Origin of the sequence: Caballeronia concitans (genome assembly GCF_001544615.1) — a bacterium.
Taxonomy (GTDB): Bacteria; Pseudomonadota; Gammaproteobacteria; order Burkholderiales; family Burkholderiaceae; genus Caballeronia; species Caballeronia concitans.
Genome location: NZ_FCNV02000006.1, coordinates 32035 through 58953 on the forward strand (window position 1 = coordinate 32035; position 26919 = coordinate 58953).

24 protein-coding genes, 2 tRNA genes and 1 pseudogene are annotated in these 26919 nt (G+C 65.1%); 16 read left to right on the forward strand and 11 right to left on the reverse strand.

The window, feature by feature from the left end:
• Positions 1-869: 869 nt before the first annotated feature.
• The 6 genes from AWB72_RS15780 (at position 870) to AWB72_RS15805 (ending at position 8468) form a co-directional block, all read left to right on the forward strand.
• Positions 870-4247: an Rne/Rng family ribonuclease gene (locus AWB72_RS15780; protein ID WP_087128190.1), complete on the forward strand. Its 3378-nt coding sequence runs from the start codon at positions 870-872 to the stop codon at positions 4245-4247.
• Positions 4248-4467: 220 nt separating this feature from the next.
• Entirely contained in the window at positions 4468-5574 is a 1107-nt protein-coding gene (gene moaA, locus AWB72_RS15785) for a GTP 3',8-cyclase MoaA (RefSeq protein ID WP_087128192.1), read from the forward strand.
• A gap of 14 nt (positions 5575-5588) precedes the next feature.
• Positions 5589-6209 carry a molybdenum cofactor guanylyltransferase MobA gene (gene mobA / locus AWB72_RS15790; RefSeq protein ID WP_087128193.1) on the forward strand — a complete coding sequence of 207 codons (621 nt, stop codon included), beginning with the start codon at positions 5589-5591 and terminating at the stop codon, positions 6207-6209.
• Between the two features lie 112 nt (positions 6210-6321).
• A complete protein-coding gene (moeA, locus tag AWB72_RS15795; protein WP_087128195.1) occupies positions 6322-7638 on the forward strand; it encodes a molybdopterin molybdotransferase MoeA in 1317 nt (438 codons plus the stop codon).
• A 69-nt stretch (positions 7639-7707) separates the two neighbouring features.
• Positions 7708-7983 carry a hypothetical protein gene (locus tag AWB72_RS15800; protein ID WP_040051385.1) on the forward strand — a complete coding sequence of 92 codons (276 nt, stop codon included), beginning with the start codon at positions 7708-7710 and terminating at the stop codon, positions 7981-7983.
• A gap of 56 nt (positions 7984-8039) precedes the next feature.
• On the forward strand, positions 8040-8468 hold the full coding sequence (locus tag AWB72_RS15805) for a GNAT family N-acetyltransferase (RefSeq protein WP_052449994.1): 429 nt from the start codon (positions 8040-8042) through the stop codon (positions 8466-8468).
• A 7-nt stretch (positions 8469-8475) separates the two neighbouring features.
• On the opposite strand, the gene AWB72_RS15810 is transcribed toward AWB72_RS15805, so the two are convergent.
• The 5 genes from AWB72_RS15810 to pncB form a co-directional block, all read right to left on the reverse strand.
• On the reverse strand, positions 8476-9933 hold the full coding sequence (locus AWB72_RS15810; protein WP_087128197.1) for a DNA recombination protein RmuC: 1458 nt from the start codon (positions 9931-9933) through the stop codon (positions 8476-8478).
• Positions 9930-10910, reverse strand: a complete 981-nt coding sequence (locus tag AWB72_RS15815) for a 2-hydroxyacid dehydrogenase (protein ID WP_087128198.1) — start codon at positions 10908-10910, stop codon at positions 9930-9932. The genes AWB72_RS15810 and AWB72_RS15815 overlap by 4 nt, the downstream gene beginning before the upstream one ends.
• Positions 10911-10919: 9 nt before the next feature.
• The gene (locus AWB72_RS15820) at positions 10920-12287 is read right to left on the reverse strand and encodes a sodium:proton antiporter (protein WP_087128378.1); all 1368 of its coding nucleotides are present in this window, start codon (positions 12285-12287) and stop codon (positions 10920-10922) included.
• A gap of 47 nt (positions 12288-12334) precedes the next feature.
• Positions 12335-13006 carry a LutC/YkgG family protein gene (locus tag AWB72_RS15825; protein WP_087128200.1) on the reverse strand — a complete coding sequence of 224 codons (672 nt, stop codon included), beginning with the start codon at positions 13004-13006 and terminating at the stop codon, positions 12335-12337.
• A gap of 122 nt (positions 13007-13128) precedes the next feature.
• Entirely contained in the window at positions 13129-14319 is a 1191-nt protein-coding gene (gene pncB / locus AWB72_RS15830) for a nicotinate phosphoribosyltransferase (protein WP_040051380.1), read from the reverse strand.
• Between the two features lie 269 nt (positions 14320-14588).
• Between pncB and fdxA the strand changes: the two genes are divergently transcribed.
• The 4 genes and pseudogenes from fdxA (at position 14589) to lpxO (ending at position 16362) form a co-directional block, all read left to right on the forward strand.
• Complete coding sequence (gene fdxA / locus AWB72_RS15835; protein ID WP_040051379.1) at positions 14589-14912, forward strand: ferredoxin FdxA; 324 nt, start codon at positions 14589-14591, stop codon at positions 14910-14912.
• Positions 14913-15049: 137 nt separating this feature from the next.
• Positions 15050-15125 (forward strand) — tRNA-Asn (locus AWB72_RS15840).
• Positions 15126-15200: 75 nt separating this feature from the next.
• Positions 15201-15276 (forward strand) — tRNA-Asn (locus AWB72_RS15845).
• Between the two features lie 184 nt (positions 15277-15460).
• A pseudogene (gene lpxO, locus AWB72_RS15850) lies at positions 15461-16362 on the forward strand (lipid A hydroxylase LpxO).
• Between the two features lie 3 nt (positions 16363-16365).
• Here lpxO and AWB72_RS15855 read toward each other — a convergent pair.
• From AWB72_RS15855 to AWB72_RS15865, 3 genes are read right to left on the reverse strand one after another with little or no spacing between them, the layout of a single operon-like run.
• Positions 16366-16950: a LutC/YkgG family protein gene (locus AWB72_RS15855; RefSeq protein WP_087128201.1), complete on the reverse strand. Its 585-nt coding sequence runs from the start codon at positions 16948-16950 to the stop codon at positions 16366-16368.
• Positions 16947-18338, reverse strand: a complete 1392-nt coding sequence (locus AWB72_RS15860; protein WP_087128203.1) for a lactate utilization protein B — start codon at positions 18336-18338, stop codon at positions 16947-16949. The genes AWB72_RS15855 and AWB72_RS15860 overlap by 4 nt, the downstream gene beginning before the upstream one ends.
• Positions 18335-19078, reverse strand: a complete 744-nt coding sequence (locus AWB72_RS15865; RefSeq protein WP_087128205.1) for a (Fe-S)-binding protein — start codon at positions 19076-19078, stop codon at positions 18335-18337. The genes AWB72_RS15860 and AWB72_RS15865 overlap by 4 nt, the downstream gene beginning before the upstream one ends.
• Positions 19079-19202: 124 nt before the next feature.
• Between AWB72_RS15865 and AWB72_RS15870 the strand changes: the two genes are divergently transcribed.
• The 6 genes from AWB72_RS15870 (at position 19203) to AWB72_RS15895 (ending at position 23706) form a co-directional block, all read left to right on the forward strand.
• Complete coding sequence (locus tag AWB72_RS15870) at positions 19203-19973, forward strand: FadR/GntR family transcriptional regulator (RefSeq protein ID WP_087128207.1); 771 nt, start codon at positions 19203-19205, stop codon at positions 19971-19973.
• Positions 19974-20259: 286 nt separating this feature from the next.
• A complete protein-coding gene (locus AWB72_RS15875) occupies positions 20260-20739 on the forward strand; it encodes a CreA family protein (RefSeq protein ID WP_040051373.1) in 480 nt (159 codons plus the stop codon).
• Between the two features lie 61 nt (positions 20740-20800).
• Positions 20801-21628, forward strand: coding sequence for a helix-turn-helix transcriptional regulator (locus AWB72_RS15880; RefSeq protein ID WP_040051372.1), 828 nt, complete (start codon positions 20801-20803; stop codon positions 21626-21628).
• Positions 21629-21797: 169 nt separating this feature from the next.
• Entirely contained in the window at positions 21798-22469 is a 672-nt protein-coding gene (locus AWB72_RS15885) for an AzlC family ABC transporter permease (protein ID WP_244285657.1), read from the forward strand.
• Positions 22466-22789 (forward strand): branched-chain amino acid transport AzlD family protein, encoded by a 324-nt coding sequence (locus tag AWB72_RS15890; protein ID WP_087128209.1) that lies wholly within the window; start codon positions 22466-22468, stop codon positions 22787-22789. The genes AWB72_RS15885 and AWB72_RS15890 overlap by 4 nt, the downstream gene beginning before the upstream one ends.
• A 152-nt stretch (positions 22790-22941) precedes the next feature.
• The gene (locus AWB72_RS15895) at positions 22942-23706 is read left to right on the forward strand and encodes a DUF4088 family protein (protein ID WP_087128211.1); all 765 of its coding nucleotides are present in this window, start codon (positions 22942-22944) and stop codon (positions 23704-23706) included.
• A 12-nt stretch (positions 23707-23718) separates the two neighbouring features.
• Here the strand turns inward: AWB72_RS15895 and AWB72_RS15900 are convergent, their stop codons facing one another.
• The 3 genes from AWB72_RS15900 to AWB72_RS15910 all read right to left on the reverse strand — a co-directional run bounded on the left by AWB72_RS15900 (position 23719) and on the right by AWB72_RS15910 (position 26749).
• Positions 23719-25857, reverse strand: a complete 2139-nt coding sequence (locus tag AWB72_RS15900) for an ATP-dependent helicase (protein ID WP_087128379.1) — start codon at positions 25855-25857, stop codon at positions 23719-23721.
• Positions 25858-26004: 147 nt separating this feature from the next.
• Complete coding sequence (locus AWB72_RS15905) at positions 26005-26262, reverse strand: hypothetical protein (protein ID WP_040051369.1); 258 nt, start codon at positions 26260-26262, stop codon at positions 26005-26007.
• A 70-nt stretch (positions 26263-26332) separates the two neighbouring features.
• On the reverse strand, positions 26333-26749 hold the full coding sequence (locus AWB72_RS15910) for a hypothetical protein (protein WP_040051368.1): 417 nt from the start codon (positions 26747-26749) through the stop codon (positions 26333-26335).
• Positions 26750-26919: the final 170 nt, after the last annotated feature.

The following is a 26919-nucleotide window of genomic DNA, read 5'->3' on the forward strand; positions in this document are numbered from 1 at the left end:
TGAATGGGCTGCGGTGAATAAGAGCCGCAGCCGCGATTGATCAGACTGTACAGGCGCAAGCAATAAACCATCATTTTACTTGCGCCCAGGGCCGGTTGCTCACCCGGAAAATCGAGCGACGAGTTGCACGCACGGCGATATCACCGGCAGGGACGGAGCCCACAGGCGCGTTCGGTCGGGTCGATCGCCGACGGTAACGGATTTCTGGTCAAAAAGAATTTCATCGGCGAGAAGCGATTGGCGCCCGGCGTAGAACCGGACGCTCGCCCGATTCAGCCCTGCCATCGAGCATCGGGCGAAAACGGCACATCGCGGCTCGCCGGTTTGCGAACAACTGACGACGCAACTCGCTGCTGCGCTGATTCCGGCGAAGCGCGAGACGCTAGATAAGCGTCGCATCGAGGCGAGACACGGCAAGCCGCCGGGAGCACGTGAGCCCGCGGCCGCCGCGCGGCACGACCGCAATGACGAAGAACGGTAACCAGGCATCGCGCCGGTTCGCGCGACACTGCCTGAAGCCCGCTCTTCGCGTCGCGATCGCCGTCGGGAGGACAAGGCTCTGCTTGAAGAGCGCAGCGGGTTCGGCGCGTCCATTCTGAGACGCGGAGCCCCGGCGCCGCCGTTCATCCTCACGCGGGCCGCATCGCCCTCGGCGCCTCTGTTGTCGCATGTGCCCCTTGGCTTCGCCGCCGCTTTCCGCGCCGAAGCCAGCTTTCGGCAATTCTCCCGCCAGAAGTTCCGCTCCAGCGTGCTTTGTGACAACACACAAGAAGCGTGGCATGCCCGCCCTCCCGCTTCGCGCGCCCGATGTCGACTCACGGCGGCGATTCGCAAGACGAGGGACGGCAGAGCTGCTCTGGAGCCGTTCAATGAAACGCATGCTGTTTAATGCGACGCAGCAGGAAGAACTCCGCGTCGCCATCGTCGATGGGCAGAAGCTCATCGATATCGACATCGAAACCGCCGGGCGCGAACAGCGCAAAGGCAACATCTACAAGGGAGTCGTCACCCGCATCGAGCCGTCGCTCGAAGCCTGCTTCGTCAACTACGGCGAAGACCGCCACGGCTTTCTGCCGTTCAAGGAAGTCGCCCGCCAGTATTTCCGCGACGGCGTCGAGATGCGCTCCGCGCGCATCCAGGACGCGCTGCGCGAAGGCCAGGAACTCATCGTCCAGGTCGAAAAGGAAGAGCGCGGCAACAAGGGCGCGGCGCTGACCACGTTCATTTCGCTGGCCGGCCGTTACCTCGTGCTGATGCCGAACAACCCGCGCGGCGGCGGCGTGTCGCGCCGGATCGAAGGCGACGAGCGGCAGGAACTGCGCGAAACCATGGCGCAGCTCGAACTGCCGGAAGGCATGAGCATCATCGCGCGCACGGCGGGTATCGGCCGTTCGGCGGAAGAGCTCCAGTGGGACCTGAACTACCTGATGCAACTGTGGCGCGCGATCGAAGCCGCGTCGCAGAGCGGCGTCGCCGGCCAGCCGATGCTCATTTATCTCGAATCGAGCCTCGTCATCCGCGCGATTCGCGACTACTTCCAGCCGGATATCGGCGAAATTCTCATCGACACGACCGAAATCCATGACCAGGCGCGCGCCTTCATGGACATCGTGATGCCCGACAACCTCTCGAAGGTGAAGCGCTATCACGACGACGTGCCGCTCTTCTCGCGCTTCCAGATCGAGCATCAGATCGAAACCGCGTACTCGCGCACGGTGCCGCTGCCGTCGGGCGGCGCGATCGTCATCGATCACACCGAGGCGCTCGTCGCCATCGACGTGAACTCGGCGCGCGCGACCAAGGGCGCGGACATCGAGGAAACGGCCACGCGCACCAACCTCGAAGCCGCCGACGAAGTCGCGCGCCAGTTGCGTCTGCGCGATCTGGGCGGCCTGATCGTGATCGATTTCATCGACATGGAATCGGCCAAGAGCCAGCGCGAAGTCGAGCAGCGCCTGAAAGACGCGTTGAAGCACGACCGCGCACGCGTGCAGATGGGCAAGATTTCGCGCTTCGGCCTGATGGAACTGTCGCGTCAGCGTCTGCGTCCGGCGCTGTCGGAAGGCAGCCACGTGACGTGCCCGCGCTGTAACGGCACGGGCCATATTCGCGATACCGAATCGTCCGCGCTGCAAGTGCTGCGGATCATTCAGGAAGAAGCGATGAAGGAAAACACCGCGGCGATCCATTGCCAGGTGCCGGTCGAGGTGACCGCCTTCCTGCTGAACGAAAAGCGCTCGGAAATCAACAAGATCGAGTCGCGCTTCAAGGTCAACGTCGTTCTGATCCCGAACAAGCATCTCGAAACGCCGCACTACAAGCTGGAACGTCTGCGTCACGACGATGCACGCCTCGACGATCCGCGCGCGTCGTGGAAGATGGCCGTCGAAGCGGCGAGCGAACTGGAATCGGAGACCGGTTACAGCAAGCGCACCGAAGAAGTGAAGCCGAAGCAGGAAGCGGCGGTCAAGGGCATCACGCCCGAGAAGCCGGCGCCGAGCGCGCCGGTGAAGCCCGCGCCGGTCGAGGCCGCGCCCGCTCCGGCACCGGCTCCGGTGGCGGCGAGCGGCGGTTTCATCGCGTGGATCAAGAATCTGTTCGGCATTCAGCCCGAAGTGAAACCGGCTCCGGCGCCCGTCGAGGCACAGCCGGCGGCGCGTCCGCAACGCGAGCGCACCGAACGCACGGAGCGCGGCGAGCGCGCGGGCGGTGGCGATCGCAATCGCAATCGTCGTGGCGGCGCGGGGCGTGAAGGCGCGGCGGCGGCGGGTACTACGGGTGCTGCAACCGGCGCCAACGGTGCGGGCCGTCAGGGCGCGCGTCGTGAAGATCGCGAGGCGCGTGGCGGCCGCGAAGGTCGTGAATTGCGCGAAGTGCGTGAGCCGCGTGAAGCTCGCGAGCCGCGTGAAACCCGTGAACCGCGCGAAGCACGTGAACCGCGTGAGGCTCGTGAAGCACGCGAGCCGCGCGAGGGCCGTGAGCCGCGTGAGGCACGCGAACGCAACCAGGATCGCAACGCCGAGCGCGCGCCGCGTCCGGAACGTGCGGAACGCGGTGAGCGCGTCGAGCGTCCGGAGCGTGCCGAGCGCCCAGAACGTGCAGAACGTTCGGAACGCGCCGAGCGTCCGGAACGCGGCGAACGCCGCAAGCAGCCGCAACCCGACGCAGCCGTCGAGGCGCTGACGGCAGCGGAGCCGGTTGAATCCGATATCGTCGACGCAGCGCAGCTCAACGCCGATGCCGAGCAGCAAGGCATCGACGCCGCTTCCGCCGATCAGGCCGCCGCGCGCGATGGCGAAGAGCGCCGTCGCCGCCGCCGTGGCCGTCGTGGCGGCCGGCGCGATCGCGACGAAGAAGGCATCACGGTGAATCACGCCGCCGATGTCGCCGAAGCGGAAGGCGCAGCCGACAGCATGTCCGCGCAAGCCGGCGTGTTCGACACCGAAGCCGCCCAGGAAGCCGCCGCACGCCGCGAAACGCGCCCCGCCGCTGCCGAGCAGCCGGCAGCCGCCGAAAGCGACGTGAAGCCGGTGGAATCCACGCCGGTCGCGGCGGAAGTTCCGCCCGCGCAAGCCGAGCCGCTGGAAACGAAGGCTGAAGTCAAGCCCGAGACGGTGGAAACGCCGCAGGCAGCCGCGCCGACGCCGGATATCTTCGCGAAGCCCGCACCCGCGGCGCCGGTCGAGAATCCGTTCGGCCCGACGCCGAAGGTCGGCGAGACGAAGATGGCCGATCCGTTCGCGCCCGCCCCGGCCCCGGTGGAAACGTCGAAGCCGGCTCAGACGGCTGCCGAAGTCGAAGCAGCGGAGCTGTCCGCGCCGCTGAAGCCCGCGGCGATCGCCAGCACGCCGGAAGCAACCGCCGTCGAGCCGATCAAGTCGGCCGAACCGGTCGCGACGGCCAGCACGGAGCCGCTCGCGGTCGAATCGGAGCCGGTGAAGACCGAAGCGGTCGCGCCGACGCCCGAGGCAACGGCGGTATCGACGGTATCGGCGGTATCGGTGGATAAGCCGGCATCGACGGTGACGACGGCAAAGGCATCGTCGGCGGGAACGGACGCGCTCAAGCCGATGCTCGAAACCGCCGGCCTCGTCTGGGTCAACACCGACGCCGACAAGCTGCGCGAAGCCAGCGCCGCCGCCGCGCGTGAACCGCAGCCGGTGCGCGTGCCGCGCGAGCGCAAGCCGCTCCCGCCGGTCGACACCGCGCCGATGCAGCAGGTGGAAACCGCGAAGAACGAGCATTGAGCGGCATCGCGTAGTCATGTGGCCGGCAAGTCCGGCTGCATGGAAAGTGACGAAAACGCCATCGATTCCGGTCGATGGCGTTTTTTTCGCCCCGCGCGATGGACGTAGTGGAAAGCCCGAGCCGCCGCGCCACGGGCTGCGCCGACTCGTCCGACGCGCTTCCGCTAAAATGGGACGATTCAGCATTGTCCGAACGAGTCCAACGCCTCGTCAACGCCCTATGTCCCGACGCATCATCCCCTTAGCCGATGTCAGCGCGATTCCGGATTTCTCCGGCGGCGTGTCGTCGCCATCCGGGCTGCTGACGGACACGCTCGCGCGCCCGCTGCGCGACCTGCGCATTTCGGTGACGGATCGCTGCAACTTCCGCTGCGTCTACTGCATGCCGCGCGAGGTGTTCGACAAGAATTACCAGTTCCTTCCGCATTCCGCGCTGCTCTCGTTCGAGGAAATCGAGCGGCTCGCGCGCGTGTTCGTCGCGCATGGCGTCGAAAAAATCCGGCTGACGGGCGGCGAGCCGCTCCTGCGCAAGAACATCGAATTCCTGATCGAGCGCCTCGCGCTGCTGCGCACGCCTGAAGGCCGCCCGCTCGATGTCACGCTGACGACCAACGGATCGCTGCTCGCGCGCAAGGCGCAATCGCTGAAGGATGCGGGTCTGACGCGTGTCACCGTCAGTCTCGATGCCCTCGACGATGCGTTATTTCGTCGCATGAACGACGCCGATTTCGCCGTCGCCGACGTGCTCGACGGCATCGCCGCCGCGCAGGCCGTGGGGCTCGCGCCGGTCAAGGTCAACATGGTCGTCAAGCGCGGCACGAACGACCAGGAAATCGTGCCGATGGCGCGTCACTTCAAGGGAAGCGGCGCGGTCCTGCGGTTCATCGAATACATGGATGTCGGCGCGTCGAACGGCTGGAACATGAGCGAAGTGCTGCCGTCGGCGCAAGTCGTCGAACGGATCGCGGAATACTTCCCGCTCGCGCCGCTCGAAGCGCACACGGCCGCCGAAACGGCGCAGCGCTGGGGCTATCGCGACGGCAGCGGCGAAATCGGCGTCATTTCGAGCGTCACGCGCGCGTTCTGCGGTTCCTGCACGCGCGCGCGGCTTTCCACCGAAGGCAAGCTGTATCTCTGCCTTTTCGCGACAGCCGGCCACGACTTGCGCGGACTCATCCGTGGCGGCGCGAGCGATGAAGCCGTCGCGACTGCCATCGCGCGAATCTGGGAAGCGCGCGGCGACCGCTATTCGCAATTGCGCGGCAGCGCGTCGGCGGTGTCGCGCGAAGACGGGCCGCGCGTCGAAATGTCGTATATCGGCGGCTGACGGACGCGTCGCTCGTGGCCGCCCCCGCTTCTCCTTCCAGCATCACCGGCCTCGTGCTCGCGGGCGGCCGCGGCTCGCGCATGGGCGGCGTCGACAAGGGCATGCAGCCTTATGGCGGCGAACCGCTCGCGCTGCACGTACTGCGCGGGCTTCAACCGCAAGTCGGCGCGATGCTCGTCAGCGCCAACCGCAACGCCAATGCCTATGCGCAACTGGCCGCGCCGTTCGGCGCACGCGTCATCGCGGATAAGCTCGCTGATTACCCCGGCCCGCTCGCGGGCATCGCGGCGGGCCTGCGCGCCGCGCGGACGCCGTTCGTGCTGACCGCGCCGTGCGACGCCCCTTTCGTCTACGCGCGGCTCGGCGCCGTGCTGGCGCAGGCGCTCGAAGAAGCGCAAGCCGACATCGCCTATGCCGCGACGACGGAGCCTTCGGGCGAGCGCATGCCGCATCCGGTGTTCGCGCTCGTGCGGGCGTCGCTCGCGGACGATCTCGACGCCTGGCTCGCGTCCGGCGAGCGCAAAGTGCGCGCGTGGTACGAACGCCACAAGGCGGTGCAAGTGCCTTTTGACGATGATCGTGCGTTTTACAATATCAATGATTTGCGCCAGCTAGCCGAGCTGGAGCGCCGGTAAGCCGAACCATCGGTCCCCGCTCATCCGCTTGCGCCAGCCGCCCGGCGCGCTGTCATCACACGGCCTCGCGGCCATTCTCTCGCCCGGCGTTCGTCGCGCCTCACTCCGATTCATGACCACGTTGAAGCCACTCTCCGGTTGCGTCGCCCACTACGATCCCAACGCGTTGCCCGTCGAAGCGGCGCGGGAAATCGTGCGTCAATGGGCGATACCGCGAGAGCACGAAGCGCGCGTGGAACGCGTCGGCCTGTTCGACGCGCTCAACCGCGTGCTCGCGGAAGACGTGATTTCGCCCATCGACGTGCCCGCCTTCGACAACTCCGCGATGGACGGCTACGCGTTCGCCGCCGGGTCGCTCACATCGGCGCTCGCCTCGGGGCGCGAGACGGTGGAGCTGAACGTGGCGGGCACCGCGTTCGCCGGCCAGCCGTTCACGGCGCAAGCCGATGCCGGCCAGTGCGTGCGCATCATGACGGGCGCGCTGATGCCGCCCGGTTGCGATACGGTCATCCCGCAGGAACTCGTCACGCGCGAAGGCGACGCCGTCCGCTTCGCCGCCACCGCCGTGCGCGCAGGCCAGAACCGGCGGCTCTCGGGCGAGGACCTCGCGCGCGGCAAGCCGGCGTTGCGCGCGGGACGCATCGTGCGCGCGTCGGATCTCGGGCTGCTCGCGTCGCTCGGCATAGCGGACGTCGCGGTGCGAAAGCGCATCGTTGTCGCATTCTTTTCGACGGGCGATGAACTGCGCTCCATCGGCGAACCGCTGACGCCAGGCAGCCTCTACGACAGCAACCGCTACACGCTCTTCGCGATGCTGCGCCGGCTCGGCGTGGAAACCGTCGATCTCGGCATCGTCCGCGACGACCGCGCATCGCTCGAAAACGCGCTGCGCCGGGCGACGGAAGCGGCGGACGTGGTCATCAGTTCGGGCGGCGTATCGGTCGGCGATGCCGACTTCACGCGCGAACTCATGAATTCGCTCGGCGACGTCGCGTTCTGGAAAATCGCGATGCGCCCCGGCCGGCCGCTCGCGTTCGGCCGCCTCTGGTCGGGCGAGCGCGCGGGCGCGGGCAAATCCGCCCTGTTCTTCGGACTGCCGGGCAATCCCGTCGCGGTCATGGCGACGTTCTACTTCATCGTGCGCGAGGCGCTTCTCGCGATGTCCGGCGCGGCGCTGCAGACGCTCGTCGCCATTCGCGCGCGCGCCGGCGAACCGGTCAAGAAGCGCGCGGGCCGCACCGAGTTCCAGCGCGGCATTGCCACGCGCGACGACGCGGGCCAATGGCACGTCGTCACGACCGGCCCGCAAGGCTCGGGCGTGTTGAGTTCGATGAGCGACGCGAACTGCTTCATCGTGCTCGAACACGCGCGCGGGAACGTCGAAGCCGGCGACGAAGTGGACATCGTTCCCTTCGATGGCCTCATCTGACGGCGGGCAAGACAGGCACGCGCCGCCGCGGCAACCACTCCAATCATCGACAGACGGGGTTTTCCTTCCATGAAAAAGCAGATTTCATTCATCGCGCCGGGGCAGACCGCGAAGGCGCTGATCCTCGTGTATCTCACTTTCAGCGTGCCGATCGTGCTGCTGGGCGTGGTGGTCGCCTTCGTGCGATACGGCTCCGTCGAATTCTCCACGGTCACGAGTGCGCTGCTTCTGAACGCGATTCTCGGCTTCGTCCTGCTGTGGATCGCGTGCCACGCGTACAACTGGGTGGCGTCGCGTTTCGGCGGCATCGAGATCGTGCTGTCCGACGCGCCGGAGGAAGCGTGAGCGCCGCGTCCGTTCGTGCCGCCACGCCCGCCGATGTCGACGCGATCTTCGCGTTGATGTACGAGCTGGCCGAATTTGAAAAGCTCACGCATCTTTTCGTCGCGACGGAAAGCGCCCTGCACGAAGCGCTCTTCGGCGCGCGGCCCGCTGCGGAAGCGCTCGTCGCGGAGCAGGCGGGCGAGATCGTCGGCTATGCGCTCTTCTTCCACAACTTCTCGACGTTCCTCGCGAGGCGCGGTCTGTATCTCGAAGACCTGTACGTGCGTCCGGCGATGCGCGGCAGCGGCCTCGGCACCATGCTCCTGAAGAAGCTCGCCGCGCTCGCGGTCGAACGCCAGTGCGGGCGATTCGAATGGTCGGTGCTCGACTGGAATCAGAACGCAATCGACTTTTACGAGAAGATGGGCGCGACGGTGCTGCCGGACTGGCGCGTGGTGCGCGTGACGGGCGATTCGCTCGACCGCCTCGCCAACGGCGCCGCCTGACGTTTCATCACACCTCGTCGTCGCTTTCGGGCGACGACGCATCCCCCAGCAATCCCGCCGCCTGTTCATGCGGCAACGCCTCGACGTCGCGCAGGCGCTTGCCCATCTGACGCGTGCGCGTCTGCGCCGCCTCGATGGATCGCGTGACGGTCTCCAGTTGCGCCTTCGTTTTCGCGAGCACGTCGCCGAACTTGCCGAACTCCGTCTTCACCGCGCCGAGCACCTGCCACACCTCGCTCGACCGCTTCTCGATGGCGAGTGTCCTGAAACCCATCTGCAGGCTGTTGAGCAGCGCGGTCAGCGTCGTCGGCCCGGCCACGCTCACGCGATATTCACGCTGCAGAAAGTCGCTCAAGCCCGGACGACGCAGCACTTCCGCGTACAGACCCTCGGTCGGCAGGAACAGCAACGCGAAGTCAGTGGTATGCGGCGGCGCGACGTATTTCTGCGCGATGGCTTTCGCCTCGGCGCGCAACCGCCCTTCCAGCGCACGCGATGCGTCTTCCACCGCGACGGGGTCCGCCCGCTCCTGCGCATCGATGAGGCGTTCGTAGTCCTCGCGCGGAAACTTGGCGTCGATGGGCAGCCACACGGGCGTGGCGACATCGCCCGATGATCCGGCCACGCCCGGCGCGTCGTGTCGGCCCGGCAGCTTGATCGCGAACTCCACGCGCTCGCTGCTCTTCGGAATGGTCGCGACGTTCTTCGCGTATTGATCGGGCGTGAGCAACTGCTCCAGCAACGATTCGAGTTGCACTTCGCCCCAGATGCCGCGCGTCTTGACGTTGGTGAGCACCTTCTTCAGATCGCCGACACCCGCCGCCAGCGATTGCATCTCGCCCAACCCGCGATGCACCTGCTCCAGCCTCTCAGACACCAGCCTGAACGATTCGCCGAGCCGCTGCTCCAGCGTGGCATGCAGCTTTTCGTCGACGGTGCGGCGCATTTCCTCGAGCTTCGCGGCGTTGTTCGCTTCGATGTCCTTGAGACGCGCTTCGAGCGTCGCGCGCACTTCGGCGAGCCGACGGTCGTTGGTCTCGGACAGTTGCGCGAGATGCAGCGTCATCGAATCGGCGAAGCGCTTCAGCGCGTTGCCCTGATCCTCGCGCGCCTGCTGGCTTTGCTGCGCGAGTTGCTGCGCGAGCGCGTCGAACTGCGCGTTCTGCACGCTCGACGTGCTGGCGAGTTGCGCCGAAAGCGTCTGGTGGAACTGCGCGAAGCCGCCCTGCGATTCCATCCGCGACACGCGCGCGCTCTCGGCAATGTCGCCGCGCAAGCCGCGTTCGAGCCGCTCCTGCGCGCGCGCGTGCGCTTCGCCCATGTCGTTCACGCGATCAGTGAGCGCCGCGAATTCCTCTTCGAGATCGACGTTCGATTCGCGCCGCATCGTCGAGAGCAGCGCGAACAGCACGATGACCAGCGCGACCGCGAGCACTGCGACCGCGCCGTACAGCAATTCGATCATTTCGCGAGCACGCCAGGGTTGATCGGATTCGGCGGATTGCCAGCGCGCGGTCCTTCGCCGAGCGCGGCGATCAGGTTGTCGGCGGCGAGGTTCGCCATCGCGCGGCGCGTGGATTCGGTCGCGCTCGCGATATGCGGCGTCAGCACGACGTTTTCCAGCGTCAGAAAATCCGGATTCAGATTCGGCTCGCCTTCGAACACATCGAGGCCCGCCGCCGCGATACGCTTTTCGCGCAGAGCCGCGATCAACGCAGCGTCATCGACGATTCCGCCGCGCGCGATATTCGTCAGCGTCGCCGTCGGCTTCATCAGCGCGAGTTCCGCCGCGCCGATCGTGTGATGGCTTTCCTTCGAGTACGGCACCACGAGCACGACATGGTCCGCGCGCTTGAGCAGGTCTTCCTTCGACGCGTACTCCGCGTTCAGTTCGGCCTCGATCTCGGGCGCAACGCGCGAGCGGTTGTGATAGATCACGCGCATGTTGAAGCCGCTTGCCCGCCGCGCGAGCGCCTGACCGATGCGTCCCATGCCGATCACGCCGAGCGTCGAGCCGTAGACATCGGCGCCGAGGAAGGAGTCGAACGACCACTTCTGCCACTTGCCCGCGCGCAAAAAATGCTCCGACTCGGTCACGCGGCGCGCGGCGGCCATCATCAGCGCCCAGCCGAAATCGGCGGTGCTTTCGTTCAGCACGTTCGGCGTGTTGGTGCCGAGCACCTTGTGCGCGTCGAACGCCTGCATGTCGAAGTTGTTGTAGCCGACCGCCATGTTCGCGACGACCTTCAGGTTCGGCGCGCCCGCCAGTTGCTTCTCGCCGACCATCTCGCCCGCCGTGAACGCGCCGTCCTTGTCGGCGAGACGCCGGGCGAACTCGTCTTGCGGGAGCACGTCGCCCGGGTTCAGATCGACTTCGAAATACTGCTTCAGGCGCTCGATCACATCGGGAAAAGTGGGACGTGCGACAAGTACCTTCTTCATCGATTGCTCCTAGAAAAAAAGCCAGCCGGAAACGGCGAAAAGCGGCAGCAGGACGACGCAAGACCAGCCCATATAGCCGAAGAAACCCGGCATGCGAATGCCGCGCGATTCCGCGATCGCCTTCACCATGAAATTCGGCGCATTGCCGATATACGTGTTCGCGCCCATGAATACCGCGCCCGCCGAGATCGCGGCGAGCGTCGTCGCGCCGGTGGTCATCAGCGTTTGTGCATCCCCGCCGGCGAGATTGAAGAACACAAGATAGGTCGGCGCGTTGTCGAGAAACGAGGACAAGAGTCCGGTCGCCCAGAAATACGCGAGATCGACCGGCTTGCCGTTCGCATCCGATACCGCGTGCACGATGCCCGCGAATGCGCCCGCCTCGCCCGCGCGCAGGATCATGATGACCGGCGCGATGGTCACGAAGATGGCCGCGAAGAGTTTGGCGACTTCCTGGATCGGCGCCCAGCCGAATGCGTTGCCCGCGCGCGCGCTTTTCGGCGTGAGCGCGAGCGATGCGAACAGCACGATCACGAGCGCCGCGTCCCGCACGATGTTCTGCAGCGCAACGTGTGTCCCGAACACGCTGAACTCGACGCCCGGCTTCCAGAGGCCGCTCATCAGCACGAGCGCGACGATCGCCGCGAGCAGCGCGAAGTTGATCTTGCCGTCGATGCCTAAGCCATGCGTGTCCGGCGTCGGATCGAGAAAGGCGGATCGCGCTTCCTCCTTCCTGCGCCAGTAGTAGCGGTCAACCGCATAGAACAGCGCGAGCAGGATGCCGCAGATGAAGAGCATCGGCAGCGCGAGATGCAGCGTGGTCCAGAAGAACCCGACGCCGTTCAGAAAGCCGAGAAAGAGCGGCGGATCGCCGAGCGGCGACAGCGAACCGCCCGCGTTCGCCACCAGAAAAATGAAGAACACGACGACATGCACGACGTGCTTGCGGTTGTCGTTCGCGCGCAAGAGCGGACGGATGAGCAGCATGGCCGCGCCCGTCGTTCCCATGATGCTCGCGAGCGCGGTGCCGAGCGCCAGCAGCGCCGTGTTGACGGCAGGCGAGCCGTGCAGATTGCCGCGCACGCAGATGCCGCCCGCCACCGTGTAAAGCGACGCCAGCAGAATGATGAAGGGCACGTACTCTTCGAGCATGGCGTGGACGAGCACGCCGAACGCCGCGCCGAAGCCGAACGCGGCGGCGAAGGGAATCAGCAGCGCAAGCGCCCACGCCGCCGCGATCTTGCCGAAATGGTGATGCCACAGCCGATGCGCGACGAGCGGCATCACCGCGATGGAAAGCAGGATGCCGACGAACGGAATGCCCCAGGCCGCCGAAAGCGATGCGCCATCGAGCGTGGCGGCCGTTGCATCGGACATCGCGAAAAGCAGCGGAAGAAAGCCGAAAACGAAACCCCGCACGCTGCTCACGCTCCCCGCACGACGATTACATGCACGCGATACGGCCCATGCGCGCCCAGCACGATGGTCTGCTCGATATCGCCCGTGCGCGACGGTCCCGACACGAAATTCACGGCGCGCGGCAATTCGCCCCGCTCGGCGCGGATCAGCGCGAACGCGTCTTCGTGCGAAGCCACGATGCGCGACGCCGGCACGATCGCGATATGCGTCTGCGGCAGCAGCGCTCCCGATGCAGGCGTTTCGGCGCCCGAGAGCAACACGAGCGAACCGGTTTCGGCGGTCGCGCAAAAGCAGCCGGTGATGCCGACGAGATCCGCATCCGCCGGTTTGCGCAGCGACGCCTGAATGCCCGCGTTCGCCCACGGCAGACCGGCGAGCGCGGGCCACGCGACGACATCCGATGAAAGATCGAGCGCGTGCAGATAGCGCGCGGCTTCGGCGGGCGCGTCGTCCAGAGAATCGACTTCGGCGACGGTCGTGGCGAGCCGTTCGGCCTCGAGACTGAAACGCGCGATCAGTTCGTCGCGCGTGACGGGAAGCGGCGGACGCGGGCCAGCGGGATGCCGCGTCAGATAATCTTCGGCGGCGGCGCGCTCGGCGTCCGTCGGCGCTCCTCGCCTGCCCTGCGCGCTGCGAATGCGCGCGAGAATATTGCGGCGCGCGGCCGATGTGTCCATGGTGCCGTCCTCATATTGCCTGCGGGGAAACGTTCGCGGCGATCAATCCGCGACGCGAAGCAAATTATATCGACCGGTCCGCGCGCACGGACCTCATCCGAACGGCATAGGCCGAGTCTGAATCAGCCTTCTTCGACAGGCTGCTCGATGCCGAAAACCTGACGCAGATAGGCGAGATACGCCTTGTCGTCGCACATGTTCTTGCCCGGCGAATCCGAGAGCTTGGCCACCGGCTGGCCGTTGCAGCGAACCATCTTGATGACGATCTGCAGCGGCTGATAGCCGAGATCGTTGGTGAGATTCGTGCCGACGCCGAACGCGAGCTGGCAGCGTCCGCGAAAGCGTTCGTAGAGTTGCAGCACCTTCGGGATATCGAGCGCGTCCGAGAACACGAGCACCTTCGTGCGCGGATCGCAGCGATTCTCCTCGTAATGCCTGAGAAGACGCTCGCCCCAGTCGAAGGGATCGCCGGAATCGTGACGCGCGCCGTCGAAAAGCTTGCAGAAGTACATGTCGAAATCGCGCAGGAACGCCTTCATGCCGTACACATCCGACAGCGCGATCCCCAAATCCCCGCGATATTCCTTCGCCCACATCTCGAAGCCGAAGATTTGCGAATCGCGCAGGCGCGGACCGAGCGCCTGACACGCCTGAAGATATTCATGCGCCATGGTGCCGAGCGGACGCAGACCGTGTTTCATCGCGTAGAAGACGTTGCTCGTGCCGGCGAACTGCTCGCCAAGCTTTTCTTTCAGCGTCAGCACCACTTCTTCGTGCCACTGCTTCGAAAAGCGGCGGCGCGTGCCGTAATCGGCGATCTTGCAATCCGAATATTCGGGCGGCGTGGCGAGCAGCTTGATCTTGTCGCGCAGACGCTCGCGGCCGGTTTCATACTCGGGCTTGCGCTGCGTGTTGCGGAAGTAGACCTCATTGACGATCGCGAGCACCGGAATCTCGAAGAGGATCGTGTGCAGCCACGGCCCTTCGATCATGATGTCGATCTCGCCGTTGTTCTTCTTCGACGGCGCGATGCTGATGGACTTTTCGTTGAGATGAAAAAGCGCCAGAAAGTCGATGAAATCGCTCTTCATGAAGCGCATGCGCCGCAGATAGTCGAGCTCTTCTTCCTTGAAGCGCAGGCTGCAGAGGTGGCGCACTTCATCGCGGATCTCGTCGATGTACGGCACGAGATCGGCCTGCGGCGTGCGGCACCGGAAGCGATATTCGACATGCGCGGCCGGGAAGTGATGCAGCACCACCTGCATCATCGTGAACTTGTAGAGATCGGTATCGAGCAGCGAATTGATGATCATGGTTCTGACTGGGACAGCGAAGCGAGCAGACCGCGCGACAATGCGCTGCGGGCCTTTGGGCCATGTTACCCGAATGCGCGCCCGGGCATGGCCATGCGTGCCCTTTAAAGAAACCGCGCATACATACATTGCAAATCGATATAAGCCATGCCCGCTGGCCTTCGCGCCGGTTTTTATCGTTAAGCTACAATATGCGTTTTGGCGAAGACTCGCCGCGCCATGCAGCGCGCCGGGCGCCTCCCCCACGAATTCCGCATGCAGGAGCCTGAATGACTCACGTTGTGACCGAAAGCTGCATCAAGTGCCGCTACACCGACTGTGTGGATGTGTGCCCGGTGGATTGCTTCCGTGAAGGTCCCAACTTTCTCGCGATCGATCCGGACGAGTGCATCGACTGCGCCGTCTGCGTGGCCGAGTGTCCGGTGAACGCCATTTACGCCGAGGAAGACGTTCCGAGCGATCAGCAACACTTCACCGAGCTGAACGCCGAACTCGCACGCAATTGGCCGAGCATCACCAAGACCAAGGCGCCGCTGCCCGAAGCCGAAGAGTTCAAGGACGTGAAGGACAAGCTGAATCTTCTCGAACGCTAATCCGTAACGGTGTTTCGGCAGCGCGTTTGTCCGTTTAGAACAAGTTCGATGCAATGAAACAAGTTGTGTTGAGTCAGAATTCGGCGTTGACAGGCTAAAAGTCGCTCCTTATAATTCCGCTTCTCTGCTGTAGATGTTCCCCGATAGCTCAGTCGGTAGAGCGCCGGACTGTTAATCCGTAGGTCCCTGGTTCGAGCCCAGGTCGGGGAGCCAACACTTCAGCAACGCAGTTTCTTGAAAAACCCAGTCGGATTGCTGGGTTTTTTAATCAGTTTTAGTGGTAGATGTTCCCCGATAGCTCAGTCGGTAGAGCGCCGGACTGTTAATCCGTAGGTCCCTGGTTCGAGCCCAGGTCGGGGAGCCAAAGCATTGAAAGCCCAGTCATTCGACTGGGCTTTTTGCTTTTCCGCGCTCAAGTTGCGTCGTTCCCGCCCCTGCTCCGCCGCACTGCAGTACGCGTTTCAAGCGGAGTTTCTGTTTCCATTTGATAATTTGGTCACCTTCCACGGGTGGCAAAACTGCCCTTGGCGTCGGAAACGGGGGCACACATGCGCTGGGTGTTTCTTCTCGTCTTCATCGCGTGCGCCGCTTACACCCATTGGCGCGGCAAGGTCCGTCACGGCTTTTTCCGGCAACTGTCGGATCACTCGACGTTCATGTCGCCGATCAACGGCTTCGTTTATCTGTTCTCGCGCGTGCCGTCCACGCCGTATCTGAAGCCGTCGCTTTTCCCCGAACTCGCGCCGATCAAGGCGCAATGGCAAACGATCCGCGCCGAAGCCGTCGCGCTGCACGAGGCGAGCAAGATCCAGGCGGCGGAAAAGTACAACGACATCGGCTTCAACTCGTTCTTCCGACGCGGCTGGCGGCGCTTTACCTCAAGTGGTACGACCGGCCGCATCCGTCCGCGCAGGCCGCTTGCCCGCGAACGCTCGCGATCCTCCAAGCTATCCCGACCGTCAAGGCCGCGATGTTCGCCATGCTCCCGCCCGGCGGCACGCTCACGCTGCATCGCGATCCGTACGCCGGGTCGCTGCGCTATCACCTCGGCCTTGCGACGCCGATCGACGACGGCTGCGCGATCATCGTCGATGGCGAGCGTTATTCGTGGCGCGACGGCGAGGAAGTCGTGTTCGACGAAACCTACCTGCACTGGGCCGAGAACAGGACGGACAAGGACCGCATCATTCTGTTCTGCGACATCGAGCGGCCGATGAAATACCGCTGGGCGCAGGCCGTGAACAACGCAGTCGGCGGCTTTCTGATGCGCGCGGCGGCGTCGCCGAACGAAACCGGCGACCGCACCGGCGGCCTGAATCGCGCGTTCAGGTACCTCTATTCGGTCCGGCTCGTCGGCAAACGCCTGAAGGCGTGGAACCGGACCGTCTATTACATCGTGAAGTGGCTACTGTTCGGCGGCATCGCGGTCGCCATTTTTTGGCGATATTGAGCCTTATTGGGCCAGCCACACGACCGTCAGCGAACGCACGCCCTGCGCGCCGCGAATCAGCACGCCTTCGATATCCGCCGTAGCCGATGGTCCCGTGACGAGCGCCGCGTAGCGCGCGGACCGGAAATCGGGCCGTCGATAAACCTGCTGCAAGCCGTCGACGAGTTGCGCCGGATCGAGCAGCACGACGAGATGCTGCGCGAGATAGCCGATCGAATTGACGACATACTCCGCTTCGCTGAACCACACGGAGCCGGTTTCCGCGACGCCGAAGCGCCCGCGCACGACGCCCACGTCGACGTCCTGCAACGACGCCGGCACGGTTTCCGGCGACAGCGTGCGCGTCGCCGCGATGCCTTCCACCGCCGACGCGACCACCGCGCCTTCACCGAAGCGCGCGGCGATCATCGCGTTGACTTCGTCGATGCCGTGCGCGTGCGCGCAGGTGCCGCCCATCGCGGTGAGCGCGGTGATGAAGCGCGTCATGAGATCGCCTTCGGGCGACGGGAACACGGGCACTTCCGGGCGCGGGCGCGATGCGGGCTGCGCCGCGCGAATCTTCGATATGAACGCTTCGCGAGTCGTCATTTGGCGGGCTTCCTGTTTTTCTTGTACCACTCGTGAAAGGTCTCGGCGGGCGCTTCGGGGAGATCGCGCTGACGCCCCCAGATGTTGAGCGGGTTGTACAGCACGAAGTTGGGCAAGCGCTTCAACGCGCCGCCAAGCGATGCCACCGTCGCGCGATAAAGCGTCGGGCTCGCGAGCAGGCGCCCCGCCATCTTCAGCACTTCCTTCTTCACGAACGGCACTTCGTGTTTCTCCGCGATCACCTCGCGCCACTTGTAGATTTGCTCGTGGATGTTCACCTTCGTCGGGCAGACGTTGGTGCAACTGCCGTTCATCGTCGAGGCGAACGGCAGGCTGCTGTAGCGCTTGAGGTCGTGAGTCGGGTTGATGATCGCGCCGATCGGCCCGGAATACGTGCCGCCATACGACAGTCCCCCGCTTCGGCGATACACCGGACAAGTATTCATGCACGCGCCGCAGCGGATGCACTTGAGCGAATACCAGAAGTCGTCGAGCGCGAGCCGCTCCGAGCGTCCGTTATCGACGAGGATGTAGTGCATCTCCGTGCCCGGACGCGGCGCGCGAAAGTGCGACGTGTATTGCGTGATCGGCGAGCCGAGCGCGCTGCGCGACAGCATGCGCACGAACACGCCGAGATCGGCGATCGTCGGAATGAGCTTTTCGATGCCGATCGACGCGATATGCAGCGGCGGCACGTTCGCCGACAAGTCCGCGTTGCCCTCGTTCGTGCACACGACGACCGTGCCCGTTTCCGCGACCGCGAAGTTGCAGCCCGTCATGCCCGCCGTCTTCTCGCGCACGAAGTACGGCCGCGTGTTCATGCGCTGGCTTTCGGCGAGATAGTGGATGTCGCTGTTGGCGGGATCGGTGCCGATGGTGCGGCCGAACAGTTCGGCCACGTCCGCGCGCAGCTTGTGCACGGCCGGCACGACCATGTGGCTCGGGTCCTGATGATCGAGCTGCTGGATGCGCTCGCCGAGATCGGTTTCCATCACCGTGATGCCGCGCGGCTCCAGATAGTCGCGCATGTAGCATTCGTCGGTGAGCATCGACTTGCTCTTGACGAGCGTGGTCATGCCGCGCTCGCTCATCAGCTTGTGGACGAGCGCGTTGTGCTCTTCCGCGTTCGCCGCGAAATGCACGACGACGCCGTTCTTCTCCGCCTGATCCACGAACTGCGTGATGTAATCGGCGAGATTCGAAAGCGTGTGTTCCTTGATGCCCGAGGCGAGTTCGCGCATCGCTTCCCATTCGGGGATGCCGTGCGCCTGCGCATCGCGCTTGCTGCGCAAGTCCCAGAGCCGCTTGTCGTGGAACGCGACGTGATCCGTCTTCTGCAGGAACGCGCCCGCCGCCTTCGCGTGGTCGATCTTCACGGTCTTGCTCATGCGCGCGCTCCATTCAAGACCTGCGCGATGTGGATGAACCGCGCGTCGAGCTTCATGCGTTCCGAGCAGCCTTGCTGATGCATGAGGCACGACATGTCGCCGGACACGATGTACTCCGCGCCCGCGCCGATGTGATCGCGCACCTTGTCCTGCCCCATTCGCACGGACACCGCTTCCTCGGTCACGGAGAACGTGCCGCCGAAGCCGCAGCATTCGTCGGGACGCGCGGGCGTGACGAACTCGATGCCCTTCACGCCTTCGAGCAGCGCGCGCGGCTTCGAATAAGGCGTTCCGGCGACTTCCGTGTTCGACGTTTCGCGCAGATGCCGCACCGCGCTGCAACTGTTGTGCAGCCCGACGCGATGCGGAAACTCGGCCCACGGAAACTCGCGGACCTTCAGCACGTCGTGCAGGAATTCGACGAGTTCGTACGTGTTGCGCCGAACCTTCTGCACGTCGCTCGTCTGCTCGATCGCCGTGAAATGCTCGCGCACGTGATGCGTGCAGCTCGCCGACGGCCCGACCACGTAGTCGTAATCCGCGAAATTGCGCGCGAAGACGCGCTCCGCGCCGGCGGCCTCCTTGTGCGCGCCGCTGTTGGCCATCGGCTGGCCGCAGCACGTCTGATCTTGCGGGTAATCGACATCCACACCGAGCCGCTCCAGCAATTCGAGCGTGGCGATGCCGACTTGGGGATAGAACGCATCGATGAAACAGGGGACGAACAGGGCAACTTTCATGGGCATCGTGGGGGAAGAAAACTGCGTCTTGGTCAGCTTGGTCTGACCAAGACTTTAAGGATGCGCGGCTTTCGTGTCAAACTAGGTTAATCCAGCGTCCCTGCAATTGCGTTTCAACCGAACGATGACTTTTCAGCCCGTCCACTCCCATTCGTACTCCCGCGTGCGCCTGTCCGATGTCGTGTCCGGCCAGATCCGGGAACTGATCTCGAACGGCACGCTGCTGCCCGGCCAGCGCCTGCCCGCCGAGCGCGATCTGGCCGAGCAGTTGAACGTGTCGCGGCCATCGTTGCGGGAGGCGCTCATCCGGCTCGAATCCGATGGATTCATCCGCGCGGTGGCGCGCGGCGGCTTCGTCGTGTCGGATGTGACGGCGCCGCTTGTGTCGCTGCCGCTCGCGGCCTTGCTCGAACAGCAGCCGAACGCGAGCGCCGACGTGCTCGAACTGCGTCACGGCCTCGAAACGCTCGCGACCGCCTACGCCGCCGAGCGCGCGACCGAAACCGATCTCGCGCGCATCGCCGCTGCGTTCGATGCGCTGCACGCCGCCGTCGCCGAGAAAAGCGCGCGCATCGCGGAGAAGGACGCGGCGTTCCATCTCGCCATCGCGGACGCGACGCACAACATCGCGCTCACGCATGTGATGCACGGCCTCAACGAACTCGTGCGCGAATCGATGCTGAGCTCGCATCGTCTCGTCGATTACGACGATGAAGTCGAAGCCGACCTGCTCGCCCAGCATCGCGCGATGCTCGATGCGATCGTCGCCCGCGATCCCGCGCGCGCCCGCGACTGCGCCGGCGCGCATCTGGACTACGTGCGCGCGCTTTATCGCGACCAGCCGGCCAGAAGAACACGCAGCCGCCTTTCTCACGATGACATGACCAATCCGTAAGCCCGCGTAATAGACGATAGGACTTCACCTACACGCATTTCGGACGCACACGGCTAACGCGCGCTTCGCGGCTCCGCGATACTGGAACCGTCTAAAACAACATGCGCAAGGAGGACAACATGCCTTATCTTCTCGGATGGCTGCTCGGTGTGCCGGTCGTGGTGCTCGTGATTCTGTATCTGATCTTCCATTGAAGGTTGGACGGCGGACGCGCAAGACCGCATCAAAGCGAACGAAGGGCGTCGTTACAATACGACGCCCTTTTATTTTTTCCTGAAGGATTGCGATGAACCGCGCCGCCTATTTTGCAGCAACCGCATCGCTCGTTCTTTCGCTTGGCGCGACCGTCGCGCACGGCGAGGAGATCGCGAGCGTCAACACGAACTTTCGCATCACCGGATCGGACCGCGTGAGCGTCGAGGCTTACGACGATCCGCTGGTCGGCGGCGTTACGTGCTATGTCTCGCGGGCGCGCACGGGCGGTGTGAAGGGCACGCTCGGCATCGCCGAAGATCCGACGGAAGCGTCCATCGCGTGCCGCCAGGTCGGGCCGGTGAAGTTCGCCGGACCGCTCAAGCAGAAAAGCGATGTGTTCACGGATCGCATGTCGTTCATCTTCAAGACGCTGCATGTGGTGCGCATCGTCGATGCCAAACGCAACACGCTCGTGTATCTCACGTACAGCGACCGCATCGCGAGCGGCAGCGCGAAGAACAGCGTGACGGCCGTGCCGGTGCCGGAAGGAACGGCGATCCCGGTGAAGTGAGCGCGGCTCGCGGGCCGGCGAAGTTGTAGACTGATCGATCCGCCTTCGACCGAGCCACGCCATGAACGCCCCGCGCTTTTCCAACGCCGCACGCTACTGGCGCTCGCCGCTCGTGCCGGACGCGGACATGGTCACCGCCGAGTACTACGACCACGCATTCACGCCGCACTGGCACGACGCGTACACGGTGCCCGTCATCGAAGCGGGCGCGGAATGCTACGACTATCGCGGCTCGCGCTACGTGGCGGAAGCGGGCTCGGTGCCGGTCATCAATCCGGGCGAGCTGCATACGGGCGCGCGTGCCGTCGATGCCGGATGGCGGTATCGCGTGTTCTATCTGCCGGTGCCGTTCGTGGAAGGGATCGCGCGCGAGATGTCGCCACGCGCCGCGTCGCCGTGGTTCGCCGCCGAGATCATCCGCGATGCCGATCTGGCGCGGCGGCTCGTGATCGCGCATCGGGCGCTGGAAAGCGCAGGCAGCCGCGCCGATCCGCTCGCCGCCGAAACCGCGCTCGTCGATGCCGTCAGCACGCTGCTCGCGCGCCATGCGCTCGAGAGGCCATCGGCCGCGCCGCCCGCCGCCGACGCCGTGCGCGTCGCCACGATGAAAGCCCGCCTCGCCGACGATATCCTCGAGCCGGTCACGCTCGCGGAACTCGCGCGCACGGTCGGGCTATCGACATTCCATGCGGCACGCCTTTTCACGCGCGAGACGGGACTTGCGCCGCACGCGTGGCGCAATCAGTTGCGCATCGTGCGGGCGTTGCCGGCGTTGCGCGCGGGGGCGTCCATCGCCGATGTCGCGGCCGCCAGCGGCTTCACCGATCAAAGCCATTTCACGCGACATTTCAAGCGCGCGTTCGGCGTCGCGCCGGGGCGCTGGCGCTAAATCACGACCGCAAGAACGTACAAGCCAGCAAGGGCGGCGTTGGCTTATGCTCCGCGATCACGTCGTATCGGCCGGAACGGTTTCCGGCCAGCAGGAGGAAACGATCTTGACCGCAGCATCGCCCAACGCCCTCAACGAATTCGCCGCCGGCGCACGCGACACCATTCCGATGATGATCGGCGCCGCGCCCTTCGGCGTCATCTTCGGCACGCTCGTCACCGCGAGTCCGCTCGCGCTGTGGCACGGCCAGCTCATGTCGCTCGCCGTGTTCGCGGGATCGGCGCAATTCATCGCGGCCGGCATGATCGCGGGCAACGCGAGCTTCGCCGTGATCTGGGCGACCACGTTCGTCGTCAATCTGCGGCACGTTCTCTATTCGGCGACGCTCGCGCCCTACGTCGCGCATCTGCCCGCGCGCTGGCGCTGGGCGCTCGCGGGCCTCATGACCGACGAAGTCTTCGCCGTCGCGTACGCGCATTACCAAAAGCGTGCGGCGGGCGAGATCGGCCCGCATTACTTCTTCGGCTCCGGCGTCGCGATGTACCTCAACTGGCAGGCGTGGACGCTCGTCGGCCTCTTCTTCGGCGCGGCGTTTCCGGGGCTGAAATCGCTCGGACTCGACTTCGCGATGGTCGCCACGTTCATCGCGATCATCGTGCCGCAACTCGTCGCGCTGCGCTTCGTGGCGGCGGCGCTCGCGTCGGGCGTGCTGTCGTTCGCGTGGCAGGACTGGCCGTACAAGCTCGGGCTGCTGGCTGCGGTGCTCGTGGGCGTCGCGGTCGGCATGATGCTGACGATGCTCGAAGCGAAACCTCGGCTCGACAAGGAGCGCGCGCAATGAACTATGTCGTGCTGATTCTCGGGATGGCGCTCGTCACCTATCTGATCCGCGCCGCCGTGTTCGTGCTCGGCGAGCGGCTAGCGTTTCCGCCTGTCGTGCGGACCGCGCTCGGCTTCGTGCCGGTGACGGTTCTGACCGCGATCATCGTGCCGATGACCGTTTCGCCGCACGGCAACGGCGCGGAAGTCACGTGGCGCAATCCGCAGCTCGTGGCGGCGGCTGTCGCCGTCGTCGTGTGCGCGTTGACGCGGCGCGCGCTGGTGACGATCGCCGTGTCGCTCGCGGTGTTCTTCTTCTGGCAGCTGGTCGTGCTGCGCTAGGCACCGCGAAGTCAACACAGCTTCGCGCCTTTCAAACACCCCTCAAGTTTCCGGCTCGCGCGCCGATATCAGAAACGAATGGCCTTCCGCTTTTGCGGCGGGCCGACAGCATTTCCCGCCAAGGCCACCCCAGCGCGGAACCGGAAACCAACATGCGTCAAATCACCCTTTCGCTTCGCGACGAGACGATCGCTTCGCTGCAGCGCGACTTCGAGGCGTTCCTGCGTCTTTCGCTCAAGCTCGATCCGCAGTTCATCACGCCGTCGTTCGAGGACTATCTGCGCGCGAAGCTGCTCGACAACGACACGCCGCTCACCGAGCAAGCCGTGCAGCGCATGCTCACGCACGGCCAGTACGCGTGGGCGAAGCGCGCGCTCGACAAGGAGTTTCCGGATGTCGTCGAGATTCTGATCCGTCAGGCGGCGGAGCACGGCTTCGCGTTCGCGATCCGTTCCGACTGGAGCGCCGAGGATCTGCTGAAGGCATCGCGTGCGTGGGCGACGGCGATCGTCACCGAGGCAAAGGGCGACGAATCGCAAGTGGACGTGCTCGCGTCGCAGATCAAGTCGGCGGCGATGGATATCCGCGAGGTCGAGGAAAAGATGCACACGCCCGCATGGCGTCTTGCCGATTCGCTGCGTCAGCGCGTGTACGAAGGGAAGATCGCGGTGGAGACAAACGTCGGCTCGGCGGCGCGCGAAAAGCTCGGCGAACTGCGCGCGCTGCTGCGGCTCGCGATTTTCTATGGATCGGTGCAGAAACAGGAAGCGCAGCAATTGCTCGAATACTTGCGATCGCTGCGGCCGGAGCTTTTCATCGACGAGCCTTACGACGGCTTCACGCGCTTCGCCGCATGGCTCAGAAGCATCTTCGGCCACGCGCCGCGCGTGCCGAAACCCACGCGAGCGTCGCGTTAAGCAGCCCGCGCCCTACTCCCACATTCCCTTGAGCCGCGCAGCGATATCGATCTTCGCCTTCGCGGCGGCCGCGAGCCCCGCTGCCGTCGGCGCGGCGGCAACCGGCACCGGCGGCCACGCGGCGGCCTCGAAGTTCTGCATCAGATGCGGCGGGATGAAGCGCGTGCGCTGCGCCCACACATGCCGGTCGCCGAGATTCGTCTGGTTGTACACGTAGAAGCGCTGCGGCGTGATGATGTGCAGGTCTTCCTTCGCGCGCGTCATCGCGACATACAGCAGGCGGCGCTCTTCGTCGATTTCCTCTTCGCTGCCCGTGCCGAGATCGGACGGAATGCACCCGTCCACGCCGTTCAGCACGAACACGTTGCGCCATTCCTGGCCCTTCGCCGAATGGATGGTGGAGAGAATCAGATAGTCCTCGTCGATGAGCGGCACGCCCGATTCGTCGCTCGTCGCGTCGGGCGGATCGAGCGTGAGTTCGGTCAGGAAGCGCTCGCGCGTCGGATACGTGGACGCGATGCTCTCCATCTGCATCACGTCGCCGATGCGGATGGCCGCGTCCTCGTGATTGCGTTCGAGGTGCGGCTCGTACCATCGGCGGATCATTTCGAACTCGGCGGGCCAGCCGGACTCGCGCCCGCAGAGCTTCGCCATCAGCGCGACGAAGCGCGGCCAGTCTTCGCTCGCGCGCGCGGGCGCCTGAAAACCGGCGATTGCGTTCGACGCCACCGCGTCCGGCGCGCTCACGCTGTCGAGCAAGCGCCCCGCGATCGCCGGGCCGACGCCCGGCAGCAGCTGCGCGACGCGAAAGCCCGCGACGCGATCGCGCGGATTTTCCGCCCAGCGCAGCACCGCGAGCACGTCCTTGACGTGAACCGAATCCAGAAACTTCAGCCCGCCGAACTTAACGAACGGAATGTTCCTGCGCGTCAGCTCGATTTCGAGCGTCGCGCTGTGATGCGCCGCGCGAAACAGCACGGCCTGCGACTTCAGCTTCATGCCGCCCTCGCGCGCCTCCAGCACTTTTTCGACGACATAGCGCGCCTGGTCCGCCTCGTCCGCGACAGCGACGACGCGCGGCTTCTGCGCCGATGCCTTGTCGGTCCACAAGTCCTTCGTGTAGCGCTCGGCGGCGAGCCCGATGACCGCGTTGGACGCTTCGAGGATCGGCTGCGTCGAACGGTAATTGCGATCCAGCGTGACGGTCGCGGCGGGCGGCGTGAAGTGCTGCGGAAAATCGAGGATGTTGCGCACCGTCGCGCCGCGAAACGAGTAGATGGACTGCGCATCGTCGCCGACGACGGTGAGGCCGCGCCCGTCCGGTTTCATCGCGAGGAGAATGGTGGCCTGCAGGCGGTTCGTGTCCTGGTATTCGTCGACGAGCACGTGATCGAAACGGCTCGACAGATCGGCGGCGATGGCCGGCTCGGCTGCGAGATGCGACCAGTAGAGCAACAGGTCGTCGTAATCGAGCACGCTTTGCGACTGCTTCGCGCCGACGTACGCGGCGAACAGGCGCTTCAGGTCGGCTTCCCACTCGCGGCACCACGGATACCACTGGTCGAGCACGGTCGCGAGCGACGCGCCCGTGTTGACCACGCGCGAGTAAATGCTGAAGCACGTGGATTTCGCCGGAAAGCGCTTCTCCTTCGACGACAGCCCAAGCTCGTGCCGCACGAGGTTCATGAGATCGGCGGAATCTTCGCGGTCGTTGATGGTGAACGACGGCGCGAGCCCGACGATATCGGCGTAATCGCGCAAGAGCCGCGCGCCGACGCTGTGAAACGTGCCGGACCACGTGAGGCCTTGCGCGATGGCGCTTTTGTTGCCGAGCGCGTTCGTCGCGATGCGCGTCACACGTCGCGTCATTTCGAGCGCCGCGCGCCGTGAAAACGTCAGCAACAGAATGCGATGCGGATCCGCGCCCTTCACCAGCAAATGCGCGACGCGATGCGCGAGCGTGTTCGTCTTCCCCGACCCCGCGCCCGCGATGACGAGCAGCGGCCCGCCGCAGCGCTCGGGTTCGTCGACGCCGAATTCGACGGCCTGCCGCTGCGCGTCGTTGAGTTTCGCGAGATACGCTGCCGCCGCCTGATCCTGGATGGGCGCATCGGTGGCGGTGTCGGTGGCGGTGTCAGGAACGGTGAGCACGGGAATGGACGGCAGAAGGAAGCGACGCGACACTGTATATCCATACAATGCGCGCGTGCAACCCCTTGTCGGCGCTCGCCTTTTGGCCCTAAAAAGCAGACGGCCCGGGCAACTTGCCCGGGCCGTCCTTGCGCCGGATCACGCGCGTCAGTCCGCCTTCTTGGCGTCTTTCAGCTTGGCGTCCGCTGCGGCTTCGTTCGCTTCGGATTGCGATTCCGTCTTCTTCTTGTCGGCCTTCGCCTGCGCGACGGCAGCGTCCTTGTCGGCTTCGGCCTGCTTTTTCGCGGCCTTCTTGTCGGCGTGGGTCGCCGGGGCGTTGGTGGTCTGCGCGATCGATGCCGCGCTCACGCTCGCCAGCGCGCCCGCGACGAGCGCGGCCAGCAGTGCATTCATGCGTCGTGTCATGGTGTCCTCCCGTTGGTGGTTGCCGCGAAGTCCCGCCCGGGAGCCTCGCGGCTTCTGTCAGTCCGGCAGCTTAATGCTGCTCGCCCTGATCCTTCGGCGCGTGGTCGGCCGCGGCATTCAGATCGTCCTTCGCGGCTTCCTTGTCGGCCTTCTTGTTGATTTTCGCGTTGCGCACTTCCTGCTTGTATTGCGCCTTGGCTTCCTTGTTCGCGGCCTTCAGTTCGGCCTTGGATGCCTTCTTCGACGCGCGATATTCCGCGCTCGCCTGCGCGTCGGCATTGCGCTTTTGCACCAGCGGATCCGGCGATGCCGGCGCGACCAGGTTCTGCGGCGGCGGCGTCATCGGCTGCTGGGCCTGCATCGAGACCTGGCCTTGCGCGTCGGCGCCCGGCGCGGCCTGCATCGGCTGTGCGGTCTGCGCGTGCGCGGCGGTGGTTGCGAGGGCCGCGAAAGCGGTGCCGATCATCAGAATTCGAGCCTTAGTCATGAGCGATTCCTCTCTTTTGGTAGCGCGAACGCGTGGCTTCACGGGGAAGCGCAGCGCACGACGCTTGTCGTTTCGGAGATGACCGAAGCTGCATCGATCAAATTGAGAGACCGGGCGATCACCCGTCGAGTTTCGCGAAATCAGTCGCTGTTACCGACCGTTTCACTTGG

Bases quoted from the DNA above. Each gene is read 5' to 3' on its own strand.
- AWB72_RS15780 (WP_087128190.1), top strand. From the start codon at position 870: ATGAAACGCATGCTGTTTAATGCGACGCAGCAGGAAGAACTCCGCGTC.
- moaA (WP_087128192.1), top strand. From the start codon at position 4,468: ATGTCCCGACGCATCATCCCCTTAGCCGATGTCAGCGCGATTCCGGAT.
- moeA (WP_087128195.1), top strand. From the start codon at position 6,322: ATGACCACGTTGAAGCCACTCTCCGGTTGCGTCGCCCACTACGATCCC.
- AWB72_RS15800 (WP_040051385.1), top strand. From the start codon at position 7,708: ATGAAAAAGCAGATTTCATTCATCGCGCCGGGGCAGACCGCGAAGGCG.
- AWB72_RS15805 (WP_052449994.1), top strand. From the start codon at position 8,040: ATGTACGAGCTGGCCGAATTTGAAAAGCTCACGCATCTTTTCGTCGCG.
- AWB72_RS15810 (WP_087128197.1), bottom strand. From the start codon at position 9,933: ATGATCGAATTGCTGTACGGCGCGGTCGCAGTGCTCGCGGTCGCGCTG.
- AWB72_RS15815 (WP_087128198.1), bottom strand. From the start codon at position 10,910: ATGAAGAAGGTACTTGTCGCACGTCCCACTTTTCCCGATGTGATCGAG.
- AWB72_RS15820 (WP_087128378.1), bottom strand. From the start codon at position 12,287: ATGTCCGATGCAACGGCCGCCACGCTCGATGGCGCATCGCTTTCGGCG.
- AWB72_RS15825 (WP_087128200.1), bottom strand. From the start codon at position 13,006: ATGGACACATCGGCCGCGCGCCGCAATATTCTCGCGCGCATTCGCAGC.
- pncB (WP_040051380.1), bottom strand. From the start codon at position 14,319: ATGATCATCAATTCGCTGCTCGATACCGATCTCTACAAGTTCACGATG.
- fdxA (WP_040051379.1), top strand. From the start codon at position 14,589: ATGACTCACGTTGTGACCGAAAGCTGCATCAAGTGCCGCTACACCGAC.
- AWB72_RS15855 (WP_087128201.1), bottom strand. From the start codon at position 16,950: ATGACGACTCGCGAAGCGTTCATATCGAAGATTCGCGCGGCGCAGCCC.
- AWB72_RS15860 (WP_087128203.1), bottom strand. From the start codon at position 18,338: ATGAGCAAGACCGTGAAGATCGACCACGCGAAGGCGGCGGGCGCGTTC.
- AWB72_RS15865 (WP_087128205.1), bottom strand. From the start codon at position 19,078: ATGAAAGTTGCCCTGTTCGTCCCCTGTTTCATCGATGCGTTCTATCCC.
- AWB72_RS15870 (WP_087128207.1), top strand. From the start codon at position 19,203: ATGACTTTTCAGCCCGTCCACTCCCATTCGTACTCCCGCGTGCGCCTG.
- AWB72_RS15875 (WP_040051373.1), top strand. From the start codon at position 20,260: ATGAACCGCGCCGCCTATTTTGCAGCAACCGCATCGCTCGTTCTTTCG.
- AWB72_RS15880 (WP_040051372.1), top strand. From the start codon at position 20,801: ATGAACGCCCCGCGCTTTTCCAACGCCGCACGCTACTGGCGCTCGCCG.
- AWB72_RS15885 (WP_244285657.1), top strand. From the start codon at position 21,798: ATGATGATCGGCGCCGCGCCCTTCGGCGTCATCTTCGGCACGCTCGTC.
- AWB72_RS15890 (WP_087128209.1), top strand. From the start codon at position 22,466: ATGAACTATGTCGTGCTGATTCTCGGGATGGCGCTCGTCACCTATCTG.
- AWB72_RS15895 (WP_087128211.1), top strand. From the start codon at position 22,942: ATGCGTCAAATCACCCTTTCGCTTCGCGACGAGACGATCGCTTCGCTG.
- AWB72_RS15905 (WP_040051369.1), bottom strand. From the start codon at position 26,262: ATGACACGACGCATGAATGCACTGCTGGCCGCGCTCGTCGCGGGCGCG.
- AWB72_RS15910 (WP_040051368.1), bottom strand. From the start codon at position 26,749: ATGACTAAGGCTCGAATTCTGATGATCGGCACCGCTTTCGCGGCCCTC.